Origin of the sequence: Roseofilum sp. Guam, assembly GCF_017746735.1 — a bacterium.
Classification (GTDB): domain Bacteria; phylum Cyanobacteriota; class Cyanobacteriia; order Cyanobacteriales; family Desertifilaceae; genus Roseofilum; species Roseofilum reptotaenium.
In genome coordinates this window covers 23,464-49,074 of the sequence record NZ_JAGHZN010000037.1, presented here as the reverse complement: position 1 = coordinate 49,074, position 25,611 = coordinate 23,464, and the positions used below count along the sequence as shown (strand labels likewise).

At 43.2% G+C, this 25,611-nt stretch carries 16 protein-coding genes; 8 read left to right on the top strand and 8 right to left on the bottom strand.

Annotation, left to right across the window (positions count from 1 at the left end; all coding sequences use genetic code 11):
- The first annotated feature begins 98 nt into the window (after positions 1-98).
- Positions 99-458, top strand: coding sequence for a hypothetical protein (locus J7529_RS15455; protein ID WP_318729735.1), 360 nt, complete (start codon positions 99-101; stop codon positions 456-458).
- A gap of 48 nt (positions 459-506) precedes the next feature.
- Here the strand turns inward: J7529_RS15455 and htpG are convergent, their stop codons facing one another.
- A complete protein-coding gene (htpG, locus tag J7529_RS15450; RefSeq protein WP_318729734.1) occupies positions 507-2,483 on the bottom strand; it encodes a molecular chaperone HtpG in 1,977 nt (658 codons plus the stop codon).
- A 383-nt stretch (positions 2,484-2,866) separates the two neighbouring features.
- On the opposite strand from htpG, the gene J7529_RS15445 reads away from it, so the two are divergent.
- Together J7529_RS15445 and J7529_RS15440 are read left to right on the top strand one after the other, a co-directional pair.
- Entirely contained in the window at positions 2,867-3,211 is a 345-nt protein-coding gene (locus tag J7529_RS15445) for a LysR family transcriptional regulator (protein WP_271944780.1), read from the top strand.
- Positions 3,212-3,340: 129 nt separating this feature from the next.
- Complete coding sequence (locus tag J7529_RS15440) at positions 3,341-3,826, top strand: hypothetical protein (protein ID WP_318729732.1); 486 nt, start codon at positions 3,341-3,343, stop codon at positions 3,824-3,826.
- Positions 3,827-3,973: 147 nt separating this feature from the next.
- Here the strand turns inward: J7529_RS15440 and sds are convergent, their stop codons facing one another.
- Positions 3,974-4,945: a solanesyl diphosphate synthase gene (gene sds, locus J7529_RS15435; protein WP_271944794.1), complete on the bottom strand. Its 972-nt coding sequence runs from the start codon at positions 4,943-4,945 to the stop codon at positions 3,974-3,976.
- Between the two features lie 1,051 nt (positions 4,946-5,996).
- Complete coding sequence (locus tag J7529_RS15430) at positions 5,997-6,446, bottom strand: tellurite resistance TerB family protein (protein ID WP_318729730.1); 450 nt, start codon at positions 6,444-6,446, stop codon at positions 5,997-5,999.
- A 155-nt stretch (positions 6,447-6,601) separates the two neighbouring features.
- Here J7529_RS15430 and J7529_RS15425 point away from each other — a divergent pair, with 155 nt between their 5' ends.
- Positions 6,602-7,801 carry a murein hydrolase activator EnvC family protein gene (locus tag J7529_RS15425; protein ID WP_318729729.1) on the top strand — a complete coding sequence of 400 codons (1,200 nt, stop codon included), beginning with the start codon at positions 6,602-6,604 and terminating at the stop codon, positions 7,799-7,801.
- A gap of 8 nt (positions 7,802-7,809) precedes the next feature.
- Here the strand turns inward: J7529_RS15425 and J7529_RS15420 are convergent, their stop codons facing one another.
- A complete protein-coding gene (locus tag J7529_RS15420) occupies positions 7,810-10,260 on the bottom strand; it encodes an ankyrin repeat domain-containing protein (RefSeq protein ID WP_318729728.1) in 2,451 nt (816 codons plus the stop codon).
- 211 nt (positions 10,261-10,471) lie between these two features.
- Positions 10,472-11,656, bottom strand: coding sequence for an NAD(P)H-quinone oxidoreductase subunit H (locus J7529_RS15415; protein WP_271944802.1), 1,185 nt, complete (start codon positions 11,654-11,656; stop codon positions 10,472-10,474).
- A 46-nt stretch (positions 11,657-11,702) separates the two neighbouring features.
- Here J7529_RS15415 and J7529_RS15410 point away from each other — a divergent pair, with 46 nt between their 5' ends.
- The 3 genes from J7529_RS15410 (at position 11,703) to J7529_RS15400 (ending at position 21,203) form a co-directional block, all read left to right on the top strand.
- Complete coding sequence (locus J7529_RS15410; protein ID WP_318729727.1) at positions 11,703-12,257, top strand: hypothetical protein; 555 nt, start codon at positions 11,703-11,705, stop codon at positions 12,255-12,257.
- Between the two features lie 176 nt (positions 12,258-12,433).
- Positions 12,434-15,694, top strand: a complete 3,261-nt coding sequence (locus J7529_RS15405; RefSeq protein ID WP_318729726.1) for a PAS domain-containing protein — start codon at positions 12,434-12,436, stop codon at positions 15,692-15,694.
- Between the two features lie 127 nt (positions 15,695-15,821).
- Positions 15,822-21,203 carry an AAA family ATPase gene (locus J7529_RS15400; RefSeq protein WP_318729725.1) on the top strand — a complete coding sequence of 1,794 codons (5,382 nt, stop codon included), beginning with the start codon at positions 15,822-15,824 and terminating at the stop codon, positions 21,201-21,203.
- Between the two features lie 53 nt (positions 21,204-21,256).
- On the opposite strand, the gene J7529_RS15395 is transcribed toward J7529_RS15400, so the two are convergent.
- Positions 21,257-21,718, bottom strand: coding sequence for an EVE domain-containing protein (locus tag J7529_RS15395; RefSeq protein ID WP_318729723.1), 462 nt, complete (start codon positions 21,716-21,718; stop codon positions 21,257-21,259).
- A gap of 138 nt (positions 21,719-21,856) precedes the next feature.
- On the opposite strand from J7529_RS15395, the gene J7529_RS15390 reads away from it, so the two are divergent.
- Positions 21,857-23,113, top strand: coding sequence for a family 10 glycosylhydrolase (locus J7529_RS15390; protein WP_318729722.1), 1,257 nt, complete (start codon positions 21,857-21,859; stop codon positions 23,111-23,113).
- A gap of 150 nt (positions 23,114-23,263) precedes the next feature.
- Here the strand turns inward: J7529_RS15390 and J7529_RS15385 are convergent, their stop codons facing one another.
- Together J7529_RS15385 and J7529_RS15380 are read right to left on the bottom strand one after the other, a co-directional pair.
- Positions 23,264-23,854 (bottom strand): Uma2 family endonuclease, encoded by a 591-nt coding sequence (locus tag J7529_RS15385; protein ID WP_318729720.1) that lies wholly within the window; start codon positions 23,852-23,854, stop codon positions 23,264-23,266.
- 362 nt (positions 23,855-24,216) lie between these two features.
- On the bottom strand, positions 24,217-25,560 hold the full coding sequence (locus J7529_RS15380; protein ID WP_318729719.1) for an LCP family protein: 1,344 nt from the start codon (positions 25,558-25,560) through the stop codon (positions 24,217-24,219).
- Between the last annotated feature and the right edge of the window lie 51 nt (positions 25,561-25,611).

The following is a 25,611-nucleotide window of genomic DNA, read 5'->3' as shown; positions in this document are numbered from 1 at the left end:
CTATCTTAATTCGTCGGGGCATTGCTTTGCTTGGACACTCTTCATTTATATCGTAACTTATTCATCGGACTTGATATGACTATAGATTGATTCCATTCTTGAGCGTGAAAGAGGCTAAGAATGATAAAAACAAAACTATTTTACAAGTAGATACTGTCTATATTCGACGTGGAACTAGTTCTTGTCCAGCTAATGATGAAGAACTACAAAAGTTGATCAACAGACGAATTGAAGCCGGTTACTCTTCAAAACACCTTCTTGACTTATCAGAACATCTAGAACAACTTAAAATATTGTATAGGGAGAAAGAAGACTGTATGAATATAACAGCAAGGATGCCAAGAGGTATACGTTCAAATTTTGGATTTAACGGTTTTTTTGATGGAGAATACTCTGATTTTGTTGATAAACTCATCGAACAAAAGAGATTGATAATAGAAAGATGCTTATCGCTATAGGTTAATGATTAGGGGTAGATGACTCTACCCCTAATCCACAATTGATGGTTATGCTTTCGCAGTTAAGCGGGTTAAGACTTGAGTCGAGCGATCGACAAAAGATTTCATTCCACCTGCATCAAAGCCTTTTTGTGCCATCAGAGCTAAATCGTAAACTTGATTGCAAATCAGGTTAGCTAACTCCGCGGAAGGAGAAGATCCTTCACCGGAAATAATGCTGCCTTGACTTAAGCGCAATAAGTCTTGAATTAAGGGATGAGCTGTATTGACTAACAGAATATGTTCTTCAGGAAACTTCGCGGTTTCTTGTTGGAACATGGCGTTCATTTCCTGCAAACGGCGCATGAATTCCGGCAATAACACCATTGCGGGTGGGTTTTGTTCATCATTATTGCCTTTCAAGGATTCAGTGCGAATCTGAAGTTTGGGTTTATTGAGCGCTTTCTCAAACAGTTCTTTGATTTGTTCGCTGGCAGTGGTATTGGTTTTCGGATCGACAATTTCTTTGTCTTTGTCCTGCTCCAATAGTTGCTCGTCAATTTCAGCATCCACGCGGGCAAACTTGACATCAGAATGCTCGCGCTCTAGGAAACTGATAAAGTGAGGATCGATGAAGGAATCCATATAGAGAACTTCTAAACCTTGGTTTTGGTGAAGTTGGATATAGGTTCCTTGGTTGACTTCATCGGTGCAGTAGAAGACTCGATTTTCGTGCCGTTCTTTGTTGCGCTCTAGGTATTCTTTTAAGGTGGTATAGGTATGACCTTGAGCGTCTTTGTTGCTGGATTGAACTTCTTGCCAAGCGTCACCTTCTTCGGCTTGCACTTGGACTTCTGGGGAACTTTCAGTCGTTTCCCCTTCCCAGGTGGTACGGTAGATGACGATCTCTTCGACTTGGCCTTTAAATTTGTCGTCGTTGAGGCAGCCGAATTTAACGAATGTGCCTAAGTCTTTCCAGCTCTTGATGTAGTCTTCGCGGGAATCGCGGTACTGTTCTTTGAGGCGATCGCCGACTTTTTTGGCGACAAAGTCTGCTATTCTCCGAACGGTGCGATCCATCTGAAGGGCAGATCTTGACACATTTAGGGGAATATCGGGACTATCAATTACCCCTCGCATAGGAAGCAGGAACTTAGGAATAATTTCCTCGCAATGCTCGGAGACGAACACCTGATTGCAGAACAGCTTGATCTGTCCTTTGGTGACATCTACATCAGGCTTGAGTTTGGGGAAATAGAGAATCCCATTGAGCAAGAAGGGATAATCCGTTTTTAGATGAATCCAGAGTAGGGGTTCTTCTTGGAATGGATAGAGATAGCGATAAAACTCTAGATAGTCCTCATCCGTCAGATCTCGTGGAGATTTACGCCATAGAGCATCCCGTTTATTAATTTGCTCTTCGTCGAGCTTAATGGAAACCGGCATAAAATCACAGTAGGTTTTCACCAACTGCTTAATCCGAGTGGGTTCTAAGTATTCTTCCTCTTCGTCCATGAGGGTAAGAATAATCGTGGTTCCTCGGGTAGTACGTTCCGAATCTTCCAGTTTGAATGCTGGGGAACCGTCACAAGTCCAATGAACTGCTTGCGCTCCATTGCGATAGGACAGAGTATCGATTTCAACTTGTTTGGCCACCATGAAGGAGGAATAAAACCCTAGACCAAAGTGGCCAATAATGCCTTCTTCTGTGGTTCCTTTATACTTTTCTAGGAATTCTTCTGCGCTAGAAAAGGCAACTTGGTTAATATATTTTTTGACTTCATCAGCCGTCATGCCGATGCCGTTATCGCTAATAGAGAGGGTTTTCTTCTCTTTATCAACAGTAATTACGATTTCGGGTTCTCCGACTTCACCGGAAAAGTCATCGGTGTGAGAGACCATTTTGAGTTTGGCGATCGCATCTACTGCGTTAGAGACTAATTCCCGAAAGAAAATCTCATGGTCAGAATAGAGAGATTTTTTGATAATCGGGAAAATATTCTCAGTATGAATACTGATGGTTCCTTGTTCGAGTACAGTTGTCATTGTTGATAATAAAGGATAGCGAGAAGTTACATAAAATAGGGGATTACTGTACAATTTTGGAAGATTGAGGCGGGTTTGCCTAGACGACTGCACCGTACCCTAGATTCGGATCTCCCTACTTTGGACTAATTTTGATGGAGTTTCTGCGAAACCCCATCAAGTAAGGATCGTGGGATTACATTTTCGGCTTTTGCATTGACTTCAGTTTCAGCCAATGTTCAAGTCCCGTTAGATTGATTCATAGGTGCAGGAGCAAGACCTGCACCTGTAGGCGGATTACATGGTAGAAAATTGTCACTCAACCGCTTTATGGTCTTGCTTCCAAGCTTTATAAATCTCAGTAGACATCAGTCATCAAAATTAGACATTTTCGACATTCAGTTATGGAATTATCGCTTCTGAAAACATTTGTCGATGTCGTTAAGCAAGGCAGTTTTGCAGCAGTGGCACGAGAGCGCAACGTTGACCCTTCATCTGTGTCACGGGCGATCGCTCGTTTAGAAACAGAACTGAGTCTGCGCTTACTCCAGCGCACATTACTCCCTAGCTGGTTAATTGCAGATGATTTACGAGATCGCAAACTGATTAATGTGTTTCCATATTATGCTGTAACAGCAACAAGCTTCAATACCGCCGCTTGGTTGCTCTATCCTTCCCGGGCTTATATTCCGCTCAAAGTTCAAGTGTTCATTGATTTTCTCAAGCAATCTATTTCGGGTGAAGTGTAGTCTAACTTAACGTCTTCCCCCACCCTCCACTTCATTAAAGGGCAGGGCTGAAACCCATTTTTCCCGGTCAGGTTCCCTGAACCAAAACTGAGGTTAGACTAGAGAGACGACACTACCAAAGCTCAACCTATGGATTTAGATGCCCAGATTCAAACTTTAATCGATCAAGCACCTCAAGATGGCCATACTCCTCAAATCATCGCGGCGATCGCTCCAGCCCTGAAACGGTTAGCCCAAGAACTGCAACACTCTCAGTATTATATTTTGCAATCGGTCAGTGGGGAGTGGGTGTTTACCACCCTACGCAATAATGAGCAACCGAAATTAACGAAAAAGGTGATTTACGCCTTCCCCACCCTCAAAGATGCGGCTCAATCTCCTTCAGCTAAAGAAGATCCTAACTTGATGGCTGTAGCGATCTCCATTACTTCCCTTCTGTTTCAAATGGTGACGTTGCCGATTGATAGTTTAGTTTTCTTTGAAACTCCAGGAAATTTGCAAGCGGGGGTAGAAGTGTTCGCTGAAGATGTGAAAAATTTAATTCAATCTTATTTGGCTCAACTCTCTTCCGGTGCGGCTCCTCCCATCTCAAATATTCCTCCCAATATAGCTTGATAAAAAGCTGGGTGGATCTTGTCAAATTCTAAATCTAGAATCAAGCCATTGGGATAACACGATTATGGGCTATTGAAGGAAAGGGTGGAACCCGGTTTTCCCTATTCCCTATTCCCTATTCCCTATGTTCTGACTTGTACAAGAAGTCTAATATAAACGACGTAGTACATAGTCAGTAAGATTGATCAGCGTTTCGTAAGATTCTGTTTTCGGCAGATCTGCTAAAGATTCACGAGCCAAACGAGCATGTTTAGCCGCCAGCTCACGGGAGAGCGGTAATCCTTGAGATTTATCAATCCAACTTAGAGCTTGTTCTAAATCTCCGGGTTCCTTAAATTCGCGCTCAATCAAGGTCTCTAAACCTGGGTGTTCTTCCAAGGCATATAATACGGGAGCTGTGAGATTGCCGTTTTTCAAATCTGAAGCTGCGGGTTTGCCCAGTGCTTCATCAGAACCGGTAAAATCGAGAATATCATCTACAATTTGAAAGGCTAACCCTAAATTACGCCCATATACATATAAGTTTTGGGCCATCTGTTCGGAGACACTGCTCAAAACACCGGCTGCTTTTGCACTATTGGCAATCAGCGATGCAGTTTTGTAATAACTTTTTTCTAAATACTCTTCCAGGGATAAACTCGTATCAAATCGTCTCAGTCCTTGTTGAATTTCTCCTTCAGCCAAATCCATAATGACTTCTGATAGCAGCTTGACGACCGCAAGATTATCTAAGTTGGCTAAATACCAGGAAGATTGGGCAAATAGGAAATCCCCAGCTAAGACAGCGATACGATTGCCAAAACTACTGTGAACTGTGGGTAGACCCCGACGTAGATCCGATTCGTCCACCACATCATCATGGACGAGGCTAGCAGTATGGATCATTTCGGTGATTTCCGCTAAACGCCGATGGCGATCGCTAATTTCTGGGTTGGCAGTGGTTGCCCTAGAGATTAAGAGGACAATGGCGGGTCTTAAGCGCTTCCCTCCTGCTCCAAAGAGATACTCAGCGGCTGCAAACAGGATGGGATGACGCGCACTAACCAACTGTTTCAAGTTTTCCGTTAGCAGATCAACGTCTGCTTCAACTGGATGGAATAAGGAGGTCGTTGAGGTCATGAATTAAGCTGACTCTGCCGTTAGTTACGAAACTTTACATATTTATTCTAATACCATGTTGCCGTTTGTCAGGGAATTAGAATCGAGAGAGTCTCACCGAGTACCAATGGTGTGGTTCAAGAGTCCACAACGAAGTTTATTGAGCCAATAAGGGGGCAGATCTCCGATTTTCGGATTTTTTTTCCAAATTGGGCAATATTCCCTCAGCAAGTTGAAAGTTTTGTGTTAGATTAAATAATAAGGATTTCAAATCACTCAGTAACCCAACTGGAAAACTGCAAAGTCGTACAAGTTAGGGCTGATAGACGTTAACCTCAATATAAGTCTTGTTGGTGGAAGGATGCTGCTGTAGTAAACCGTTTTCGGTTTTACTATGCACTCTTTTAGAGTTGGGTCTCTTTCCGAGTCTGTTATATTGAGGGGCTATCAGCACCTGCATCGTCGTTTGTATATTTTTTAGGGATGTCAGGACAGTTGTCCTTCTAGATATACCCCCTATATTTAAGAGGATAAAAAGTCCTTGGCAGAGCAGTTTAAAGCGATCAAGTGGACTGGTTTAAGTCTATCTCCAGAGTCAGACTGGCCGCTGGCTTAACTGGAGGTTACCTCAGCTTTGAAATCCTTGTGCTTGTTCCTTACTCCGCTACTTAACTGATGCCCTATGTACACTGGTTTGCCCCTCATGATTGTTGCCTTAGCTTCTATGTATCTGATGGTTGTGTATTTGCTGTTGACATTTGCCCAACGCAATGCCAAATTATCGAGATCTCGTAGCAGCGCCCGTTAAATTTAAATAAGTTCCATATCCTCACTCACTACCCATAAAGTTTCAAGACCTGATTTACGGGAAAAGATGAAATCTATTGGTGGGTTGATGAGGAGTTAATGGTAAGGGTGGATGAACCCAATCTTTTGATTTCATCTATAGATACGGGTACACCCACCCTTACTCATTAATCATCAAGGGAATAGGGAATAGGGAAAACTTTTAATTCAGATTCTCAAAAGTAATTATTATTTCCAGCAAGAATTAGATCCAAGATAGGGATCGTTATCCTTTATTCTTAATCATCATGACTTGGATGATCTGATTGACGAGAGTATCGGGTAATTCTAGAGCGCGGCATAAACTACCGAGAAGGTCTTCTTCTTCGTTGCTGACTTGGCCATCGGCGAGGACTAGATCGGTGGCGATCGCAAAAGTCGTATCATACAAATCATGGGGTAGGGTGGCGATCGCTGCATCAAACAGAACGTTTCCACCATCGCGCCGCAGCGTTCCACAAAGACTGTCAAACATGCGCCGCATTACATCATCAGAATAGCTACGGAAGAGCCTCATACGGCTCAGAGTTGTATTGAGCAGGCGAACTTCATCATCAGCTAAGTAACCATCTGCGGCAACTACTAATAGCATAATGGCAGCAAAGGCTTCCGCAGGGCCAAGGGTAAGTTGGCTATTTTTTACCGTGTCCTTGCGAAATGCATCAAATAATCCCATAGTAGTGGCTCCAAATCACTGAAATGGCGTTGACTATTTTTTGTGGCCAATTGATTTCTAGGCATTGAGTTGCTTACTAAAATAGCATGGTTTTACGCTATAAGTTTTATAGTGCTGGGTGCTGGTAATCGATCATGGGTAATGGGAAATAGGTAATGGGTAATCGATTAAGTATTTCAGTTGTGGAGTTGGGTAAGATGAGGCAAAGGTTTCTCCAGTTCCTGGTTGCGGGTTTGATGATGGTTTATTTGTGGTTCTCAGGAAATGCGATCGCCTCTGCGTCACCTTCAGTCGATCAGCTTCAACAACAACAGGAACAACTCGAACAGGATCAAAAACTGATTTCCAAGGAACAAGGGCGCTTGAAACACCTAGAGAAAGCTGCTCAAGAACACCTGAAAGGTCTTGAAGGCACTTTAAAGCTGACGAAAAGTCAACTCAAGGGGATTGAAGATCAAATTGAAGGCACGACCCAAAATCTCGATCGCCTCAAGGGAGAACTACACACCCAGAAACTAGAGTATCAAGACTTAGCTGAAGGCGCGATCGCCCGCTTCCAATTTCTGCAACGACAACCGCGTCATTCCGGGTTATCTGTATTGCTTCAGAGTGAAACCCTCACCGACTTTCTCAGTCGTCGTCATCGCTTAACACAACTGGCATTGGCCGATCGCCAACTGCTGCTAACGGTTAAAGCGGTTTTGGATGAGACTCAACAACAGACCCTAGATGTTGAACAAACTTATAATCAATTGTTACTGATGCGCCAACAATTGGTCAATCAAAAAAGTGATTATCAAACGCAAAGTCAAGTTCAAGTCCAATTAATTGAACGGTTGAATAGCGATCAACAAGCTCTAGATGCCGCCTATCTTCAATTACAAAAAGACTCTCAAAACTTAGAAGTCTTAATTCGCCAGCGCCTGGAAACTTCATCCTTGTCCTTACGGAAAGTGCTTAAGCTCAAACCTGGGAAAATGCTTACCCCCAGTTATGGGGAATTTTCCAGTAATTTTGGTTGGCGCACTCACCCCATTTTCGGCGATCAACGGTTTCATAACGGCCTAGATTTTGCGGCTGACTATGGCGCTCCTATCTATGCGGCTCAAAATGGGATTGTTCTATACGCTGGATGGTATGGGGGTTATGGGAATACGGTGATTCTCGATCATGGGAATGGTATTACGAGTCTCTATGCCCATGCCAGTCAAGTTTATGTGCGGGAAGGACAAAGTGTTACTCAAGGAGATGTAGTTGCCGCTACTGGATCGACTGGACTGTCCACTGGCCCCCATTTACACTTTGAAGTAAGGGAAAATGGCACTCCCGTCGATCCGATGAATTATCTGACTTAAACTCGATCTTAATCCCACCAAAAGCTGATGCGATCGCTCGTTTTCAAAGATTGAACGAGCCTCTCCCGCTCGATAAATCCTTGGTCAATGATATCAGGGCAGAATTCATACATTTCATCAGCCCAATACTCGACATCTTCTAGGGGGGAGAGAAAGCGAAGTCTTAACAAATCATAACGAATATAAGTAACAATAAACGGCTGTTGGACTTCTAATTCTTGCAACCATTGCAACACATAACCCGTGCCAATACCATAGTTATCTCCATTTGTCTCCATGGCCGTGATCGCCTCATACTTATCGGTAGTGGGAAAGATCGTCAAACATTCGGGCAAATCATCAAAGATGGTGCGACTAGAAGCAAAAACATAGAATCCCTTAGCCAGGAACTGATTTTGCACCGCTTCCACGTCTAAACCCTTGCGTTTATTGGTTCTGACATTGATGTAAAATCCACCCTCAAGATCGCCAAATTCAATCGGTTTATCGCCGCAGATGTCTGCTAATTCTTGCACTGCTTCCGCATAGGCAGGATTGCGCCCGCGCTCCGAAAAATCAGGATATTCATACTCCACATCAGCGCGGGGATTGTCTTCTTCTTCCAATTCTTTAGCGCGATCGCCTACCTGTTCCCGCAATAAGTTTAAGATATCAGAGCGACCCAAAAACTTGGCTAGGCTCAATGCTGTTTGACCCTCTCGGTCTCGTTGCTCAATATCCACCCCCGCAGCCAGTAATGCACGAATTGCATCGACACTGCCTCGATAAATCGCTCTAGTTAAAGCTGTTCCTCCCTTATAACCCAAATTAGGGTCAGCTCCTGCTGCTAACAAAGCCTCAATCACCTCAAGATTTTCCTCCTCTGAATTGTAGTAAGTCAAGGCATGAATTAGAGCAGTGCTGTCCCCATTCCTAGCATTCACATCCATCCCTTTACTTAACAAGAGCTGCACTAACGCTAAAGAACCCATACGCGCAGCTCGCATTAATAAAGTGTCCCCCTCTTGACTCTGAACCAGAAAATCAGCTCCTTGATGAATCAAGAACAGGGCGATTTCTTCGTGTTTTTCCCAAACAGCAATGTTTAAAGCACTGACACCTTTGGCTTGCACATTTATATCAGCCCCTTCAGCCAATAATCGTTGCACAATGTCCAGATGTCCCTTCTCACAGGCAATCATCAGGGCAGTTACGTTCAAGCCATCCTGTTGATTCAAGTCGGGTTTAGCTGCCAATAAAGCCTCTATAACATTGAGGTGACTGGCTTCCACTGCTAACATGAGGGCTGTTCTCCCGGCTTGGTAACCATGCTGTTTTAAGAAATCAGTATGATAAGAACCAGAAAAGTAGAAGGGTACCTCTCCACCAGCCAGGTCATCGAGATTGGGGTTAGCACCAGCCGAGAGGAGTAGGTTTACCATGTCTACATGGCCTTCCCTTGCGGCTAACATCAGTGGCGTTTTATTTCTCGTATCGCGCCTTGGATCGCGAGTATTCACATCTGCTCCTTGCTCAATAGCCGATCTCGCCGCATCCACTGCCCCCGCAACGGCTGCTTTGAGCAAAATTTCATCGAGGGAGGGGAAGATTTGAGTATCTATAATGCCAAAGGAGCGCAGCACCTCGAAAACTTGGGTATCTTGGTTAAAAGTTGCCCAATCAAAGGCACTCAAACCTTCACCATCCTTTTGATGGAGATGAGCGCCAGCTTCTACAAGAATGGCAACCGTTTGAGCGCATCCACATCGAGCCGCCAAAGTCAAGGGAAATGTATCCCTAATATGAATGGGTTCGACGTTAGGAGATGGAGAAGGTTGAGCTTTGATGGCTTCGAGTTCTTCTAGGGCTTGATTGGCTTCAGATTCAGGGTAAATCGTAATCCCCGAAATCTCTTGATTGACATCGACACCAGCAGCCAGAAGTGCTTTTAAGACTTCATTAGCTTTTGGGTAATTACCTGCGGCTACAGTTAAGGCGATCGCTCTTGTGTCAAAGTCATCGGTTACATTCGGATCGGCTCCCTCATGAAGTAATTGCATAGCAATTTCCCAATGCTTACCTTTAAGCGCACAAAGGAGAGGCGCTTCAGCATCAAGATCGGCACCCGACTCAATTAACAGAAATACCATGTCTTGATCACCCCTGCCAGCAGCTACAGAAAGAGGCGTTCCACCACCAATGGTCTGCACATTCACATCTGCTCCTTTCTCGACTAGGGTGCGGACGACCTCAATCCCATAGGGAAGGGCTGCCACCAATTCAGTTTTGAGTCGATTTTCCCAAGCTCCAGCTTTAACTAATTCGTAGCGAATTTCTCTCTCGTATTCACACATCCGTAGTATATGTTGGTTGCCATCTGTCACATTGGGATTAGCTCCAGCATTGAGCAATTGCTTGACCAGAGAAAGGTTTTTACTTTTAACCGCTTGAATCAGTTGGCGGTCAAGATCGGACATCATACAGCACACCGATAAAGTTCCCTTCTCCTAGTATAGATAGCGCTTCACCTTTCGTGTTAGGTAATACATACAGAGGTTTGCGATGTAATGAAATACAGTAAGAAAACCCCCCTGAATCCCCCAAAGAGCGGGGGACTTTTACTGCCTCCTTTCTAAGGGGGATTGGGGGGATAGAAATGTACCACATAAAGCGCGAACACGGCTGTCTCACTTAGCGATCGACCGATCCCATAATGATATCGATACTACCGAGAATCGCCATAATATCGGCCACTTTCATGCCGCGCAACAAATGGGGCAGAATTTGCAAATTATTAAAATCAGCCGCCCGAATCTTAAAGCGCCAAGGAAACATATCATCACATCCTTGAATAAATACGCCTAATTCTCCTTTTCCAGACTCTAGGCGAACATAATGTTCTCCAGAGGGAATTTTGAACGTTGGCGCTACTTTTTTACCCAAAAATTGATAATCAAAGCCACTCCACTCTGATTTTGGCCCGGCTGCCATGCGTTTGGCTTCGAGGTTCTCGTAGGGGCCACCGGGTAGTCCTTTTAAGGCTTGGCGAAGGATCTTAATCGATTCTCGCATTTCCCGAATCCGCACCAGATAACGGGCAAAGCAGTCACCAGCCGTTTCCCATTGGACTTCCCAATCGAAGTCATCGTAGCATTCGTAGTGGTCTACTTTGCGTAAATCCCACTTCACCCCCGAACCCCGTAACATGGGGCCAGAGAGTCCCCAATTGATGGCTTCTTCCCGGGAAATGGTACCAATTCCTTCAATCCGACGGCGGAAAATGGGGTTATTGGTAATCAGCTTTTCATATTCATCCACTTTGGGGTCAAAGTAGTCGCAAAAGTCGATACATTTATCGACCCAACCGTAGGGTAAGTCGGCCGCTACACCGCCCATGCGAAAATAGTTATTGTTAATGAGGCGTTGGCCTGTGGCTGCTTCCCAGAGGTCATAAATAAGTTCTCGCTCTCGAAAGATGTAGAAAAAGGGCGTTTGAGCGCCAACATCAGCCAGGAAGGGGCCAAGCCACAGAAGGTGGTTGGCAATACGGTTGAGTTCGAGCATAATGACCCGAATATAGCTGGCGCGTTTGGGGACTTCTATCCCTGCCAATTGTTCGGGAGCGTTGACTGTAATGGCTTCATTAAACATCCCTGCTGCATAATCCCAACGGCTAACATAGGGGACAAACATGATGTTGGTGCGGTTTTCGGCGATTTTTTCCATACCTCGATGGAGATAACCGATGACTGGTTCGCAGTCAATCACGTCTTCTCCGTCGAGGGTGACGATTAACCGCAAAACTCCGTGCATGGAGGGATGATGCGGCCCCATGTTGATAACCATTGGGTCGGTTTTGGTCTCAATCCTGGTCATAGGCCTTGGTCTTAGAGGTATGGTTTGGTTACATCTTTTTAATTCTATGATGAAGTCGCGAAAGAAGAAGATTACGGTTTATTTGACAGCCGAGAATGAGGAGTTTCTGGATGAGTATCGCCAAAGTCAGGGCAAGATCCAGTATAGTCGGGCTGTCAATGAGATTTTGGGAGAGTTTTTTGAGCAGCAGGATGAAGATGAGGTAGAAGAGCGGTTGGGTGAGGTGGAGGAGCGCTTAGGTGAGTTGGAGGAGGAATTTTCGGAACTAAGGCACTCTCCAGATTACAGGGGGCAGATCGAGCAGTTGCGATCGCAAATCACTCAATTAACCGAGCGATGCGATCGCCTCATCGCCATCAATGACCAGCAAAAACAGGCTCTCTCCCAAGCTCAACATCGGGAGCGCCAATTCTGCCAACAGTTATCCCAAACCATTCAAACCGTTCAAACCCAGGGGACACCCTCCTCAGATTCCCCAAATCATTCCCAAAATACGACTGAACCAGACCATGAAGCGTTTGATATTTTAGATGCGGAACTGGTCGATAACTCGGCAGAAGATCTCTTATTCAAATTATCCCAAGAGTTAGGCTTAATTTGAATAACTGAGAGTGTAAAGAGTTTCTAGATTTTTTTGCTTTTCTCCTGATTTAAAAGTATAATTCAAGAGTTGGTTTGCGTTCAGGAGACTCAATCAGGCTGAGTCGCTCAAAGAAAAACTCAAATTTAAGCCTTTGGGGATTAATTTAGGGTTAAGTGCAACTCCTTTGCTATATTATGTCATCAAAATTTATTAATGCTCAAGAGAAAATTGCTATCCTTGAGTCCCAAAACCAAGATCTACAAGCAGCCTTAGCCAGAGTAAACCAACATTGGCAAGACACGGTTAAGGAACTGCAAACGGTTAAAGCGGACTTAGAGCGTTTACCCAGCTATCACTCTGAAGCAGAAAATTTTTTATCCTTAGCAATTAACCATATTCCCGAAGCCATCTTCTGGAAAGATTGTTCGTCTGTATTTGTCGGATGTAACCAATATTTCGCTGAATTTGTTGGCTTAAATTCCCCCTCAGAGATAATAGGAAAAACGGATTATGATTTATCTTGTAAACCAGAAGAAATAGAAAAATATCGGGCCGATGATCGCCGAATTATGGACTCCGATACCCCAGAATTAAAAATTATCGAATCGATGCAACACCAGGATGGCAGCCATCATTGGGTAGAAACGAATAAAATTCCTTTGCACGATCAATCGGGAGAAGTCGTTGGTATTTTAGGTACGTTTATTGATGTCACAGATCGTGTAATTGCCGAGCAACAATTACAAAAGCTGAATCAAGAGCTAGAAGAACAAGTCAGCGATCGCACGCAAAAATTACAGGCGACTCAAGCCCGATTACAACGGTTAATTGATAATCTCCCTGGATTAATTTTCCAATTTCGGATCGAAGCGGATGGTACTCGTTCCTTCCCCTATGTTTCCGAAGGCAGTCGAGATCTTTATGAACTCGATCCGGAAAGCTTTATTACCTGTTTTGATTCCGTTCATCCTACAGATATGCCCTCCCTACAGCAAGCCATAGAAGAATCACGAACCTCCCTAAGAAAATTTCAACATGAACATCGGATTATTACTGACGAATCTATCCTGAAGTGGGTACAAGTTATTGCTCGACCAGAAAGACAAACTGACGGTGCGGTGGTCTGGGATGGGATGAGTATTGAAATTAGCGATCGCAAACGACAAGAACAGGCCTTGCACTCTATTGTAGAAGGAACTGCCTCACAAACGGGAGAAGCTTTTTTCAAATCCTGCGTTAAATGTATTGCTATATCTCTAGACGTTGCTTATGCGTTTATTGTTGAAGTGACCTCCCAAGAAGGTGAACCCTTAGCCAACGTACTAGCCGGTTGGGAAGGCTCAGAATTCAGTCGAAAAATCCAGTATAATCTCATCGATACTCCTTGTAATACAATAGTCGAAAATAAGACATTTTGTTGTTATGCACAGGGTCTCCAGTTCCAATTTCCTAACGATCAATACTTGGTTAGTATTGGAGCAGAAAGCTATGTTGGAATGCCTATTTTAAATGCCCAAGAAGAATTGTTGGGATTTATTGCAGTTTTGGATACTCAACCTATGGAAAAAGATCTAGACCTGCAATCTTCCATTTTAGAGATTTTTGCAGCACGAGCGGGAGCAGAAATAGAACGAATTCGAGCTGAAAGAGCGCTACGTCAGAAAGAGACTTTATTACAAATGACCCTAGAAGCCGGAAAAATGGGCTGTTGGAGTTGGAATCGGTACACAAATGATGTGATGTGGTCTGATGGTGTAGAAGGAATTTTGGGGTTGCCTTTAGGATCATTTCATGGCAGATTTGAAAATTATGTTGCCTTGATTCACCCACAGGATCGCGATCGAGTTTTGCATGTCATTGAACAAACGTTAGAGAAAGAGGAAGAATTTAGTATTGAACACCGTATTGTTGTCTCAGAGCGTAAAATCCAATGGTTGCGTTTAATGGGAGAGATTTGGCGAAACGATCGCGGGGAGACCATCGGATTACTCGGATCGGTACTCAATGATACACGTCGAAAAATGTCGGAGATTGCTCTGACTCAATCAGCGCAACGGATTGAAAAACAGGCCCAGCGATCGGAATTACTCAATCAAATTGCCCATCAAATTCGCACCTCCCTAGATCTCGATCGGATTCTACATACAACTGTATATGAAATTCAACGGTTTTTAGAAGTAGACCGGACTCATTTTGCATCCTATGTGGAACAAGAGGATGGAGCCTATTGGGAGGTTATTGCTGAAGTGACGATTGAAGGCTTACCTAGTTTTGTAGGGAAACATCCTGCGGCTAATTTTGGCCCCCTGTCACACCTGTTATTAAGTCAAGAAATTATTAAGATTGATGATGTTTCTACGGTTGAAGATCGGGCCGTCCGAGAGCGGTTAATGGCTTTAGGAAATCAGTCTATCCTGGTGCTGCCTATTGCTACAGAATTTGATCATTTTGGGATTATTACCTGTATTCAGAGTCAACAGGTGCGTTCTTGGCAAGATGATGAAGTTGATTTTCTCAAAGCTGTGGTTGCTCAAGTGGCGATCGCCCTTCAGCAAGCCGATCTACTTGCCCAAAGTCAAGCCCGCGCTCAAGAACTCGAAAGACTTTTAGAGCAACTGAAATTGACGCAAGCTCAGTTAATCCAAAGTGAAAAAATGTCTAGTTTAGGACAAATGGTGGCAGGAGTTGCCCACGAAATCAATAATCCGGTGAATTTTATTCATGGTAATATCACCCACGCACAAGGCTATAGCCAGAATTTAATGGATTTGGTGAGTGTCTATCAACGTTACTATCCCCAGCCCCATCCAGAGGTTGCCGCAGAAATAGAAGCGATTGATTTGGATTTTATTCAAGAAGATTGTCAGAAAATTTTCCATTCTATGGAAGTCGGAACTAATCGCATTCAGGAAATTGTCCAGTCTTTACGCACGTTTTCCCGTTTGGATGAATCGGAACTGAAAGCAGTTGATTTGCATGAAGGTATTGATAGCACCCTCAGTATCTTAAACCCTCGTTTACGGGCGATCAGTTGGCGGCCAGAAATTGAGGTGATTAAGGATTATGGTCAATTGCCTTTGGTCGAATGTTATGCCAGACAACTCAATCAGGTATTTATGAATATTTTGACCAATGCGATTGATGCGTTAGAAGAGAAATCACGCGCTCTGACATCAGAAGATCCGCCTGGGATGACGATTGCGATTGAAACTAGAGTGGCTGGTGAAAATGTTATGATTCGGATTACGGATAACGGATTGGGCATGAATGCGGAAACTCAAGCCAGGCTTTTTGACCCTTTTTATACGACAAAACCCGTGGGTCAAGGCACAGGTTTAGGACTATCAATTAGCTACCAAATTATTACAGAAAAACATCGGGGGTTTCTCTCTTGTGTCTCGTCTCCTGGGGAAACGGCGTTTATAGTTGAAATCCCGATTCGCTATTCTTTCTGATACCGAATCGGGAATCAGAAAAATCCAGTTTTCTCCTTTCCTAGAGCTGTCCATAACTAAAATCATCCCATTTGCTTAACCTCATAATTTGTTATATTGAGGGTATTATTTGAACTCTTATTGCCGAATGACAAGTCTTGATTCAAAAAATTATGCAGAAGTGACATTGGTCTATAGTGGTGGCCGGACAATGGTCTATCGCGGAATAAGAGTGAGCGATCGCCAACCCGTTATCGTCAAAGTCCTGCGTAATCAGCACCCCACCTTCAATGAATTGGTAAAATTTCGCAACCAGTATGCGATCGCCTCTAATCTGGAATATCCTGGAATTGTTCGACCCCTTGCCCTAGAACGTTGCGATCTCGGCTATGCCCTAGTGATGCCAGATGAGGGAGCAATTAGTCTTGGAAAGTATTGGCAGCACTCCCATTACAGTTTATCCGAGTTTCTGATCCTTGCCATTCAGTTAGCCGATACGCTGCATTATTTGAACAAACAGCGAATTATCCACAAAGACATTAAACCGAGCAATATCCTGATTCATCCCCAAACTCACCACGTTCAACTGATTGACTTCAGTATTGCCAGTTTGCTGCCCAAAGAGCAACAGCAATTGATGAATCCCCATGTCCTTGAAGGAACTCTAGCTTATATTTCTCCAGAACAAACCGGACGTATGAACCGGGGAATTGACTATCGGAGTGATTTTTATTCTCTAGGAGTGACTTTTTTTGAATTACTCACAGGAGAATTACCCTTCACAAGTGACGATCCCATGGAATTAGTGCATTGTCACCTGGCAAAAATGCCTGCGGAATTAGGGAGTCGGGAAACTATTCCTCAAGTGCTGTCGGATATTGTCTTGAAGTTGATGGCCAAGAATGCAGAAGACCGCTATCAAAGTGCCTTGGGATTAAAGTATGATTTAGAACAGTGTTTGCAGGAGTGGCAGGCTACTGGAGAGATAGCCAGATTTGCGATCGGACAACGGGATGTGTGCGATCGCTTCCTGATTCCTGAAAAGCTCTACGGGCGAGAGCAAGAAGTACAAATTCTTTTAGAGTCCTTTGAGCGAGTCAGCTTTGGAGAAACAGAAATGATGCTCGTTGCTGGGTTTTCTGGGATTGGGAAAACCGCAGTCATTAACGAAATCCATAAACCCATCGTCCGACAGCGGGGCTATTTTATTCAAGGAAAGTTTGACCAATTTAATCGTAATATTCCCTTCTCTGCTTTGGTGCAAGCATTCCAAGAGTTGATCGAACAATTGTTAGGGTATTCCGATGCAGAATTAGCCATCTGGAAAGCCAGAATCCTACAAGCGGTGGGAGAGAATGGCCAAGTAATCGTTGATATCATACCAGAACTCGAACAGATCATCGGCCAACAACCCCCAGTCCTAGAACTTTCTGGGAGTGCTGCCCAGAACCGGTTTAATTTACTCTTTAGCCAGTTTATTGGTGTCTTCACTACCCAAGAGCATCCCCTGGTCATATTTTTGGATGATTTACAGTGGGCAGATTTAGCTTCTTTGAATCTATTAAAGTTACTGATGGATGATTCAGAAGGGGGATATTTATTGCTCCTTGGAGCCTATCGAGATAATGAAGTTTTCCTCACCCATCCCCTAATGTTAACCCTGGAGGAAATTAAGAAGCAGGGGATAATGCCCTATACCTTAACTCTGAATCCCTTAGGTAAGCCAGAAATTACCTCCTTAATAGCTGATACCTTGCTGTGTTCTGCTGAAATTGCTTCACCTTTGGCCGATTTTATCTATCAAAAAACTCAGGGAAATCCTTTCTTTACCACACAGTTTTTGAAGGGGTTACATGACGATGGTTCGATTAAATTTAATGTGAATGTGGGGTCTTGGCAATGTGACATGTCTAAGGTTCGCCAGCTTACGCTGACCGATGATGTCGTGGAATTCATGATGGGTCGATTACAAAAATTATCACCGACAACCCAAGAAGTGATTAAAATAGCAGCCTGTATTGGCAATAAATTTAATCTCAAAACTTTAGCGCTGGCGGGTCAAAGAACTCCAGAAGAAACAGCCGTTCATTTATGGTCATCTTTAGCTGAAGGTTTTATTTTACCAGAAAGTGATGTCTATAAATTCTATTTGCAAAGTTCTCTACCTCAATCTACAATTCATGCTTCAAATCCCTGTTATCGATTTCTCCACGACCGGGTTCAACAAGCTGCCTATAGTTTAATTGAAGAAGACCAAAGAAAACAAACTCATTTAGAAATTGGTCGCCGGCTTTGGGAACATCTAGATACAGATGTCGAGAATGTTTTTGAGATTGTTGATCATCTCAATAGGGCAGAGGAACTGATCGGCGATCGCGCCCAGAGAGATGAAATTGCCCAACTCAATTTGCTGGCTACTCAAAAAGCTAAAAGCACAACCGCTTACGCCGCAGCTAGGGAATATGCCAATGCGGGGCGCTCCTTCTTAGGAGAAAATAGTTGGTCAACTCAGTATGATCTCACTCTAGCTCTGTATGTCGCCACCCTAGAGGCCGAATTTTTAAGTACAAACTTTGAAGGCATTGAACGTCTCGCTGAAATTGTTCTTCAACGAGCGAAAAATATTCTCGATCGAGTTGAAGTCTATAACATTTTAATTCAGGCTGATATTAGTCAAAACAAGATGCAGAATGTGATAGATTCTGGTCTAAAAGTTTTGCAGATGTTGGAAATCACATTATCGGATGACCCCCGCGATCGAATCAAAAATTTACAACAACTCATCGATCTACCCGAAATGACAGATCCTTACAAGTTAGCGGCAATGGATCTGTTGACTAATATTATTACAACCGCTTGGATGGTCAATCCCGAATTATTGAAACAAATTACGTTTACAATGGTCGATCTGTCTCTAACATACGGCAACTGTTCCTGTTCAATTGTTGGTTATGGTTGGTATAGTATGTTGTTATGCGAAGGGTTGGGTGATCTTGAGCTTGGATATGAGTTGGGCGAACTGTCTGTTCAGTTAATGGAACGATTCAATGCTCCAGAGATTAAAGCCCAAGTGCTAAATATTGTTGCTGGAGGATCTAGGCTCTGGAAACAACATCCCAAACAATGTATAGAATTAGAGCTAGAAGGAATTAAAAATGGATTAGAATCTGGTGATTTTGAATGCGCGAGTTATTCGGCAGCAGAATATTGCCATTTTCTTTTTCTGATGGGTGAAAATCTAGGTTTCGTCAGCAGTGAATTCCAAAAATACAAAGAGATGATTGAACGACTGAAGCAAGATTATCATCTAGATTACATCGCTACTTGGCAACAAATAATCCAGAATTTACAAGGAAATTCAGAAGATCCAACTCAGCTTTTTAGGGATGATTCACAGGGAGAATTGCAAAGATTACAGGAACTTATAGATGAAAATCAAACAGTATTGGTTTATCATTATCATCTCCTTAAAATGATGTTGTCTTATTTATTTAATGATTATTTAAATGCTGTGGAGAATGCTGTTTTGATTATTCCAGAAACAAAAGAGAATGGCAATAATCTATTTTCCATTCCGGCAATCTTTTATTCATCTCTAGCTTTACTGGCTGGGGTGCGAGAAACTGGATTGGTTGAGACAGAACACTATTTGGAAAAAGTAGAACAGAATTTGCTTCAGATGGAACACTGGGCCAAGTTTTCTCCCCTGAATTATCAGCACCAATGCGATCTAATTCAAGCAGAAAAAGCACGAAATCTAGGTCAAAAGTGGGAAGCTGTGGAGTGTTATAAACGAGCGAGAACGGGTGCAAAGGAAGGTGAATATCTGCACCATGAGGCGATCTCCTGTGAGTTAACGGCAGAGTTTTATTTTGAACAAGACATGCCCGAAGTTGCCAAAATTTATCTCATTGATGCTTACTACGCTTATGCACACTGGGGCGCTCAAGCCAAAGTTGTAGACTTGGAACAACGGTATTCCCAGGTACTTGCTCCTATTCTAAATTCAGAAACAAGGTATACTACAGAGAACTTTGATTCCTCTAGAGCTACCTCTGTTCATCTGACTTCAACCAGTTCAGGGGCAAATATCTTTCTGGATTTTTCTTCAGCGATCAAAACCTCTCAAGCCCTATCTGGAGAAATAAATCTAGAACAATTACTGGCAAAATTGATACAATCTCTAATCGAAAATGCTGGAGCAACTAAAGGAGCTTTGCTGTTACTGAAACAGGAGAGTTTATGGATTGAAGCGATCGCCGACTACATAGACGATGCATCCAACATACAAATTCGTTCTTTGGCGCGCTCTCTCCCTCTAGCTTCGACTCAAGAACTCCCCCTGACTATCATCAATCGGGTTTGGCGCACTCGTGAAACTCTAGTCTTGAATCATTCAATCGAGGAATCCCGATTTTCCTCTGACGAGTACTTAAGCCAATCTTTACCCAAGAGTATACTGTGCCTGGCATTACAGAATCAAGGCAAACTGATCGCCATTCTTTATTTAGAAAATAACCTCACAACCGGCACCTTTACCAGCGATCGCCTAGAAGTTCTCAAACTGATCGGTACTCAAGCCACTATTTCCCTAGAAAATGCGCGACTTTACCAACAGTTAGAAGACTACAGTCACAACTTAGAAGAGAAAGTTGAACAGAGAACCCAACAATTACAAGAAAATAACCAACAATTGGAAAAAACTCTCCAACAATTGCAACAAACTCAAGCGCAATTAATTCAAACCGAAAAAATGTCTTCTTTGGGACAAATGGTAGCAGGAATTGCCCATGAAATCAATAATCCTATTAACTTTATTTCTGGGAATATCATGTACGCTCGCCAATATGTGCAAGATTTACTCGATCTAGTCAGCCTTTATGAGGAACACTCCTCGGAAGTGGATACAGCAATCGTCCAAAAATTAGAAGAAATAGAGTTAGATTATTTACGCTCAGATGTAGAGAGTTTGTTTAATTCCATGCAAGCCGGTAGCGAGCGCATTTATAAAATCATTCAAGGATTACGGAATTTTGCCCGACTCGATCAATCTAAGTATAAAAAAGTCGATATTCATGAAGGCTTAGAAAATACTTTACTGCTCTTAAACCATCGTCTCAAGGCTCAACACAATCGTCCAGAAATTAAAATCCTGAAAAACTATAGTCCACTGCCTCTTATCCACTGCTGGGCTAGTCAACTGAATCAAGTATTTTTGAACCTTCTTACCAATGCCATTGATGCTTTAGAAAAAAATCCACCCGATCAATATCCTACCGTTCATATTACGACCACTATACTGGATTCCCAAAAGGTACAAATTTCTATCCAGGACAATGGTTCGGGCATGAGTAAAACCAATCTCCAAAAAGCCTTTGATCCTTTTTTTACGACGAAACCAGTCGGTCAAGGAACAGGATTGGGTTTATCAACCAGTTACCAAATTATTACCCAGCAACATAAAGGACAGTTACGATGTGTTTCTCAGCCGGGAGAGGGGACAGAGTTGATTATCGAAATTCCCATTTAAATCAGTCCAGCTTAATATGAGGCTAATCCGACCTAATATCATGACTTAAAAGTCTATTGGTTGCTGTTAATCAAAGCTAGAATTTGTTCAGCTATTCCCTCTACAATCGGCATCACTGATAAGCGGTTTCCCCGTTTCACCACTAATAGTTCTTCTGGGGAAAATTTCTGTTTTAATTCTGTAATTGAAATCAAGCGGGGAAATTTTTCTATAAACTCGATATCCACGGTTTGCCAGCGAGGAGCTTCTCGTGTCGCTTTCGGATCGTAATGTTTATCCTGGGGATTAAATTGGGTGGGATCGATGACATTCTCGGTAATCACTCTTGCTAATCCGGTAATGCCTGGGGGTTTGGCATTGGAGTGATAAATAAACACCCGATCGCCGACTTTCATTTGTCGTAAGAAGTTTCTGGCTTGATAGTTGCGTACTCCATCCCAAACCGTGGTGCGATCGCGCTCTAAATCCGTAATACTATAATCTGTCGGTTCTGATTTTAACAACCAATATGGCATGAATAATGGCACAGTTCACTAAATCTAGGGCTAGTTTATCATGGTCAAGGGGCGATTGCCTTTTCTTCAGACTCTAATTTTACCTATCCCTCAGTTGATTGCCTATAATTAGAAAATCAGGTCTCTCATCTTAATCCCATGTCAAAATCCCAAGAAAAGCCCAAGGGATGCGGATGCTCCAGTATTCCTCTTTCTGTAATTATCCTCTGTTTAGGACTAGGCTATGGGTTATTTACGCAACGACACCGTTTACCTCTAGGCCAACTTTTACCCCACATTAAAACCGCTATTGCAGCCTTAAACTTGCCCATCGGAGAAACTACTCCAGAGCCATCTATTAGCCCTTCTTCATTGCCTTCTTCCCCCTCCACGACTCCCTCCTCAGAGCCATCACTTAAGCCTTCTCCAACTGCCAAGAAACCAACTCCAGATCCCTCAATTCGTCCATCTCTCACCCCCGAAGAGGTTGTAGCATCTCCTTCTCCTTCCTCTGTCCCAAAGTCCGATCGAATAATCGCAATTCGAGGCATTTATCTGAGTCGATATCTGGCTACTGCAAACGCGAGTGAAAACACAATCCGCGATCGCGTGCGCTACTATAAAAAACAAGGTATCAACACCATTATCCATGGCGTTTGGGGCAATGGTTGCACTATGTACAAGAGTGAAGTCATGGAGAAGAAACTAGGGTATGAAAGTTGTCCCAACCAGTTTCAGGATCAATGGCTAGATTGGCTGATTGATGAAGCGCATAAACAGGGGATGGAAGTTCATGCGTATTTCGAGAAAGGGATTAAGATTGACGAAAATAGCCCTATTTTTGATTTAGCGATCGATCAGCGCTGGATCGTAGCGGGAGTGGATAAAACCCATACAGGAATCGATCATTATGTGCTAGATGTAGCAGTCCCTGAAGTAGCCTCCCTGTTGACTAATGTCCTAGTGGAGTTTGTGGAAAAATACCCCGAAATTGATGCAGTGCAATGGGATGATTACTTAGGATATCATGCCGAATTGCCTGGAAAGAGCGATCGTACGCAAAAATTAACCGATTTTGTCCAAAATATGATTGCTCAAATGAAAGAAGCTAATCCCAATATCAGTTTTGACATTTGTCATCATAATCCCTATTGGGCAAAAACCTATTTTGATGCAGATTGGGAAAACTGGGATGTGGATCGGGTGTTTATCCAAGTCTACAATATGGATAACTTCCAAGATGAGATGAAGTATGTAGCAGCAAATGATGGAATTGCGATTACAGAGCGACAATTTGACTATTTACCTCAATTGGTGAATAATCCAGAAATCGATAGTATTTTGCTGTTTCCCTTGGAAAAACCAGATAAAATGGCGGCAACTTATCACCAGTTAATCGCCGAGAATGGGGAATAGGGGGGGTTAGAAACCCGGTTTCTGTGGACTTGTTGCACGCTGCATTCCCCAATGTCATAGCGATCGCTATCAACAATTCTAAATTCGATCAATACTTTTCAGTAATCAATGATATTATACATCAATAAAAGGGTATTGAGATTATTTCTTCTATTCTGAATCGCTTTGAAAATCAACCTTATCATACAAATCTACTAGAGAAATTTCGCAAGGAATCGCCTGAAACTGGATCACAGATTCAGGCTGACTATATTCTGATAACACCCATTGATTGGGTTCAGTTCGATAATATCGCTCCAAATGCATCGTATATTGATCGATTAACAGATATTCTTGTAAGCTGGGAATTGTGCGATAGGCTTGGAATTTTTGACCACGATCGTATCCCTGGGTAGACTTCGATAAAACTTCAGCAATCAGGATGGGATTGGTGAGAGTATCTTTGCGCCCTTCTTGCAATTGTAATGCTCCTTGAACGACCATAACATCAGGGTAAGTATAGATCCGTTTTTCGGGAATACACAATCGCTGATCGGTCATAAAGGCAAAGTAGGGCTGACGTTTGAGACAAAAGTTTAACGTTGCAAACAAATTACCAGCGATTAAGTTATGATTTGGCATTGCACCTGTCATGAGAATAATCTCCCCATCAATATATTCATGGCGTTCATCACTGTTAACTTCTTGCTCTAGATACTCTTCGGGAGTATAGGTTTTAGTTTTTTCTGCTTGCATCACCATAGGGGTAAAACCTCTGATATTTGGAGCAATTATTGTGAGCTTATTTCTAGATTATAATATCAAATCCTTAAATGTTTGCGACAATTGATTCCTGAGAGGCAAGGGGCTGGGGGCCCCTTGTGAGCGTGCAACATCATACAGAAATAATATAACAGATAAATCCAGTAGGGCGCGTTACGCCAGCGTAACGCACCCTACTGGACTGTTTTATCTAAAATAGTGATTTGTTTGTAGTAAGCACGAAGAGTGCTAAAAAGCCTAGCTGGAGATTGCTCAATCCTTCACTACAAACAAAATCTAATGCATCACATTAGATGAAACAATCCACTACTGCCTTGACTGGAGGTAGCAAGCGCTTTAATCTAAGGATTGGGGGGAAATTCAGATAACCAATCCTCTCCAATTCTTAGGGTTAGATCCGAGCTTAGATCTCCGGTAGACATAGCTTCTAACGTGCCCATTTCCAACTCTTCTAATAGAATTTCTCCACCTTTCAGGTCTCCTTTTTGGACAACGACTTGAGTGGTTTTGAGGGGGTGAGGCCAATCGGGAATAAAATAGAGGTCATAATAGCCTTTCGATTCTAAATAATCAGCGACTTGATGGGCTAATTCAGGTTCGGTAGTGGCATTTTGAATGGCAATTCTGAGGGTTGTGGGGTCTCGACCGGTGGAAACACTATAATCTGGGGTATCCCAAACATTTCCCATCCAAAACTGCTGAAAATATTCTCGGAGGATGCGATCGCGGCCATCGTCGTCCATAATCCAATAACTGGTATTCTCGAAAGGCGAGAATTGGGAAGAACCGGGGAGCATGACCATTTTCAGAGCCTCGTTGTCCATGTCCAGGGTAAACTGCATCAGGGCAATTCTTTCTTCTGGACTCAAGTTGGTATCGATATAGGGTTCCATTGTTCTCAGCACTTGTGCAAGCCGGGGAATGACTACGGGGTTTTTGAGACGTTGCTGGATGGCTTTGAGGAGTAATTGTTGACGTTGCACCCGACCAATATCACCGAGTGCATCCCCCCGAAAACGGACAAAATCCTCTGCTTGCTGACCATTGAGGGTTTGCCATCCAGGAAGGAGTTCAATCGTTAAGCTCTGGGTATAATCGATGTAGGACATGGGCTTAGGAACATAAACCTCTAGTCCTCCCAGGCGATCGACTAATTCAGTTAAAGCCCCTCTTTGAATGCGAATGTAGCGATCGATCTGAATTCCCTTAAGCAGGTCTTCAATTGCATCAATAGTGACCTCTGGACCGCCTAAAAAGTTCACTTCATTGATTTTGCGCTCTCCCAGTTGGGGAACTTGCACTTGGGTATCCCTGGGAATGGAGAGCAGGTTAATGGTTTGGGTTTTGGGATCAATACGCAAGAGCAAGATCGTATCGCTGCGACCCCTAAAACCAGCACTCGATCCGCGATCAACTCCCATGATCAACAGATTCATCGATCGCCTGAGACGATATTGAAAGGGATACCCCAAATTGACCAGAGGTGCTTGTTCTTGGGGTTCCTCTTGCACCATTGTAATCAGTTGTTTGGGGACTAGCAAAGCGGCGATCGCCCCCAATGTAGCAGAAATTAAGGCAGTGATAATAATGACATAGCACCAGAATAAGACCTGATTGGCTTGGATTACCCTAGAGCCACGATCCCATGAATCTTTCCCAGAAGAATAGTCAATCAGTCCAGACAAGTCCGTGAACCTATACAATCAACAATCAAAGGCTATTGTGACATAGAGCTA

Coding starts and splice junctions, on each gene's coding strand:
- htpG (WP_318729734.1), bottom strand. CDS start 2,483: ATGACAACTGTACTCGAACAAGGAACCATCAGTATTCATACTGAGAAT.
- J7529_RS15445 (WP_271944780.1), top strand. CDS start 2,867: ATGGAATTATCGCTTCTGAAAACATTTGTCGATGTCGTTAAGCAAGGC.
- J7529_RS15440 (WP_318729732.1), top strand. CDS start 3,341: ATGGATTTAGATGCCCAGATTCAAACTTTAATCGATCAAGCACCTCAA.
- sds (WP_271944794.1), bottom strand. CDS start 4,945: ATGACCTCAACGACCTCCTTATTCCATCCAGTTGAAGCAGACGTTGAT.
- J7529_RS15430 (WP_318729730.1), bottom strand. CDS start 6,446: ATGGGATTATTTGATGCATTTCGCAAGGACACGGTAAAAAATAGCCAA.
- J7529_RS15425 (WP_318729729.1), top strand. CDS start 6,602: ATGGGTAATCGATTAAGTATTTCAGTTGTGGAGTTGGGTAAGATGAGG.
- J7529_RS15420 (WP_318729728.1), bottom strand. CDS start 10,260: ATGATGTCCGATCTTGACCGCCAACTGATTCAAGCGGTTAAAAGTAAA.
- J7529_RS15415 (WP_271944802.1), bottom strand. CDS start 11,656: ATGACCAGGATTGAGACCAAAACCGACCCAATGGTTATCAACATGGGG.
- J7529_RS15410 (WP_318729727.1), top strand. CDS start 11,703: ATGATGAAGTCGCGAAAGAAGAAGATTACGGTTTATTTGACAGCCGAG.
- J7529_RS15405 (WP_318729726.1), top strand. CDS start 12,434: ATGTCATCAAAATTTATTAATGCTCAAGAGAAAATTGCTATCCTTGAG.
- J7529_RS15400 (WP_318729725.1), top strand. CDS start 15,822: ATGACAAGTCTTGATTCAAAAAATTATGCAGAAGTGACATTGGTCTAT.
- J7529_RS15395 (WP_318729723.1), bottom strand. CDS start 21,718: ATGCCATATTGGTTGTTAAAATCAGAACCGACAGATTATAGTATTACG.
- J7529_RS15390 (WP_318729722.1), top strand. CDS start 21,857: ATGTCAAAATCCCAAGAAAAGCCCAAGGGATGCGGATGCTCCAGTATT.
- J7529_RS15385 (WP_318729720.1), bottom strand. CDS start 23,854: ATGGTGATGCAAGCAGAAAAAACTAAAACCTATACTCCCGAAGAGTAT.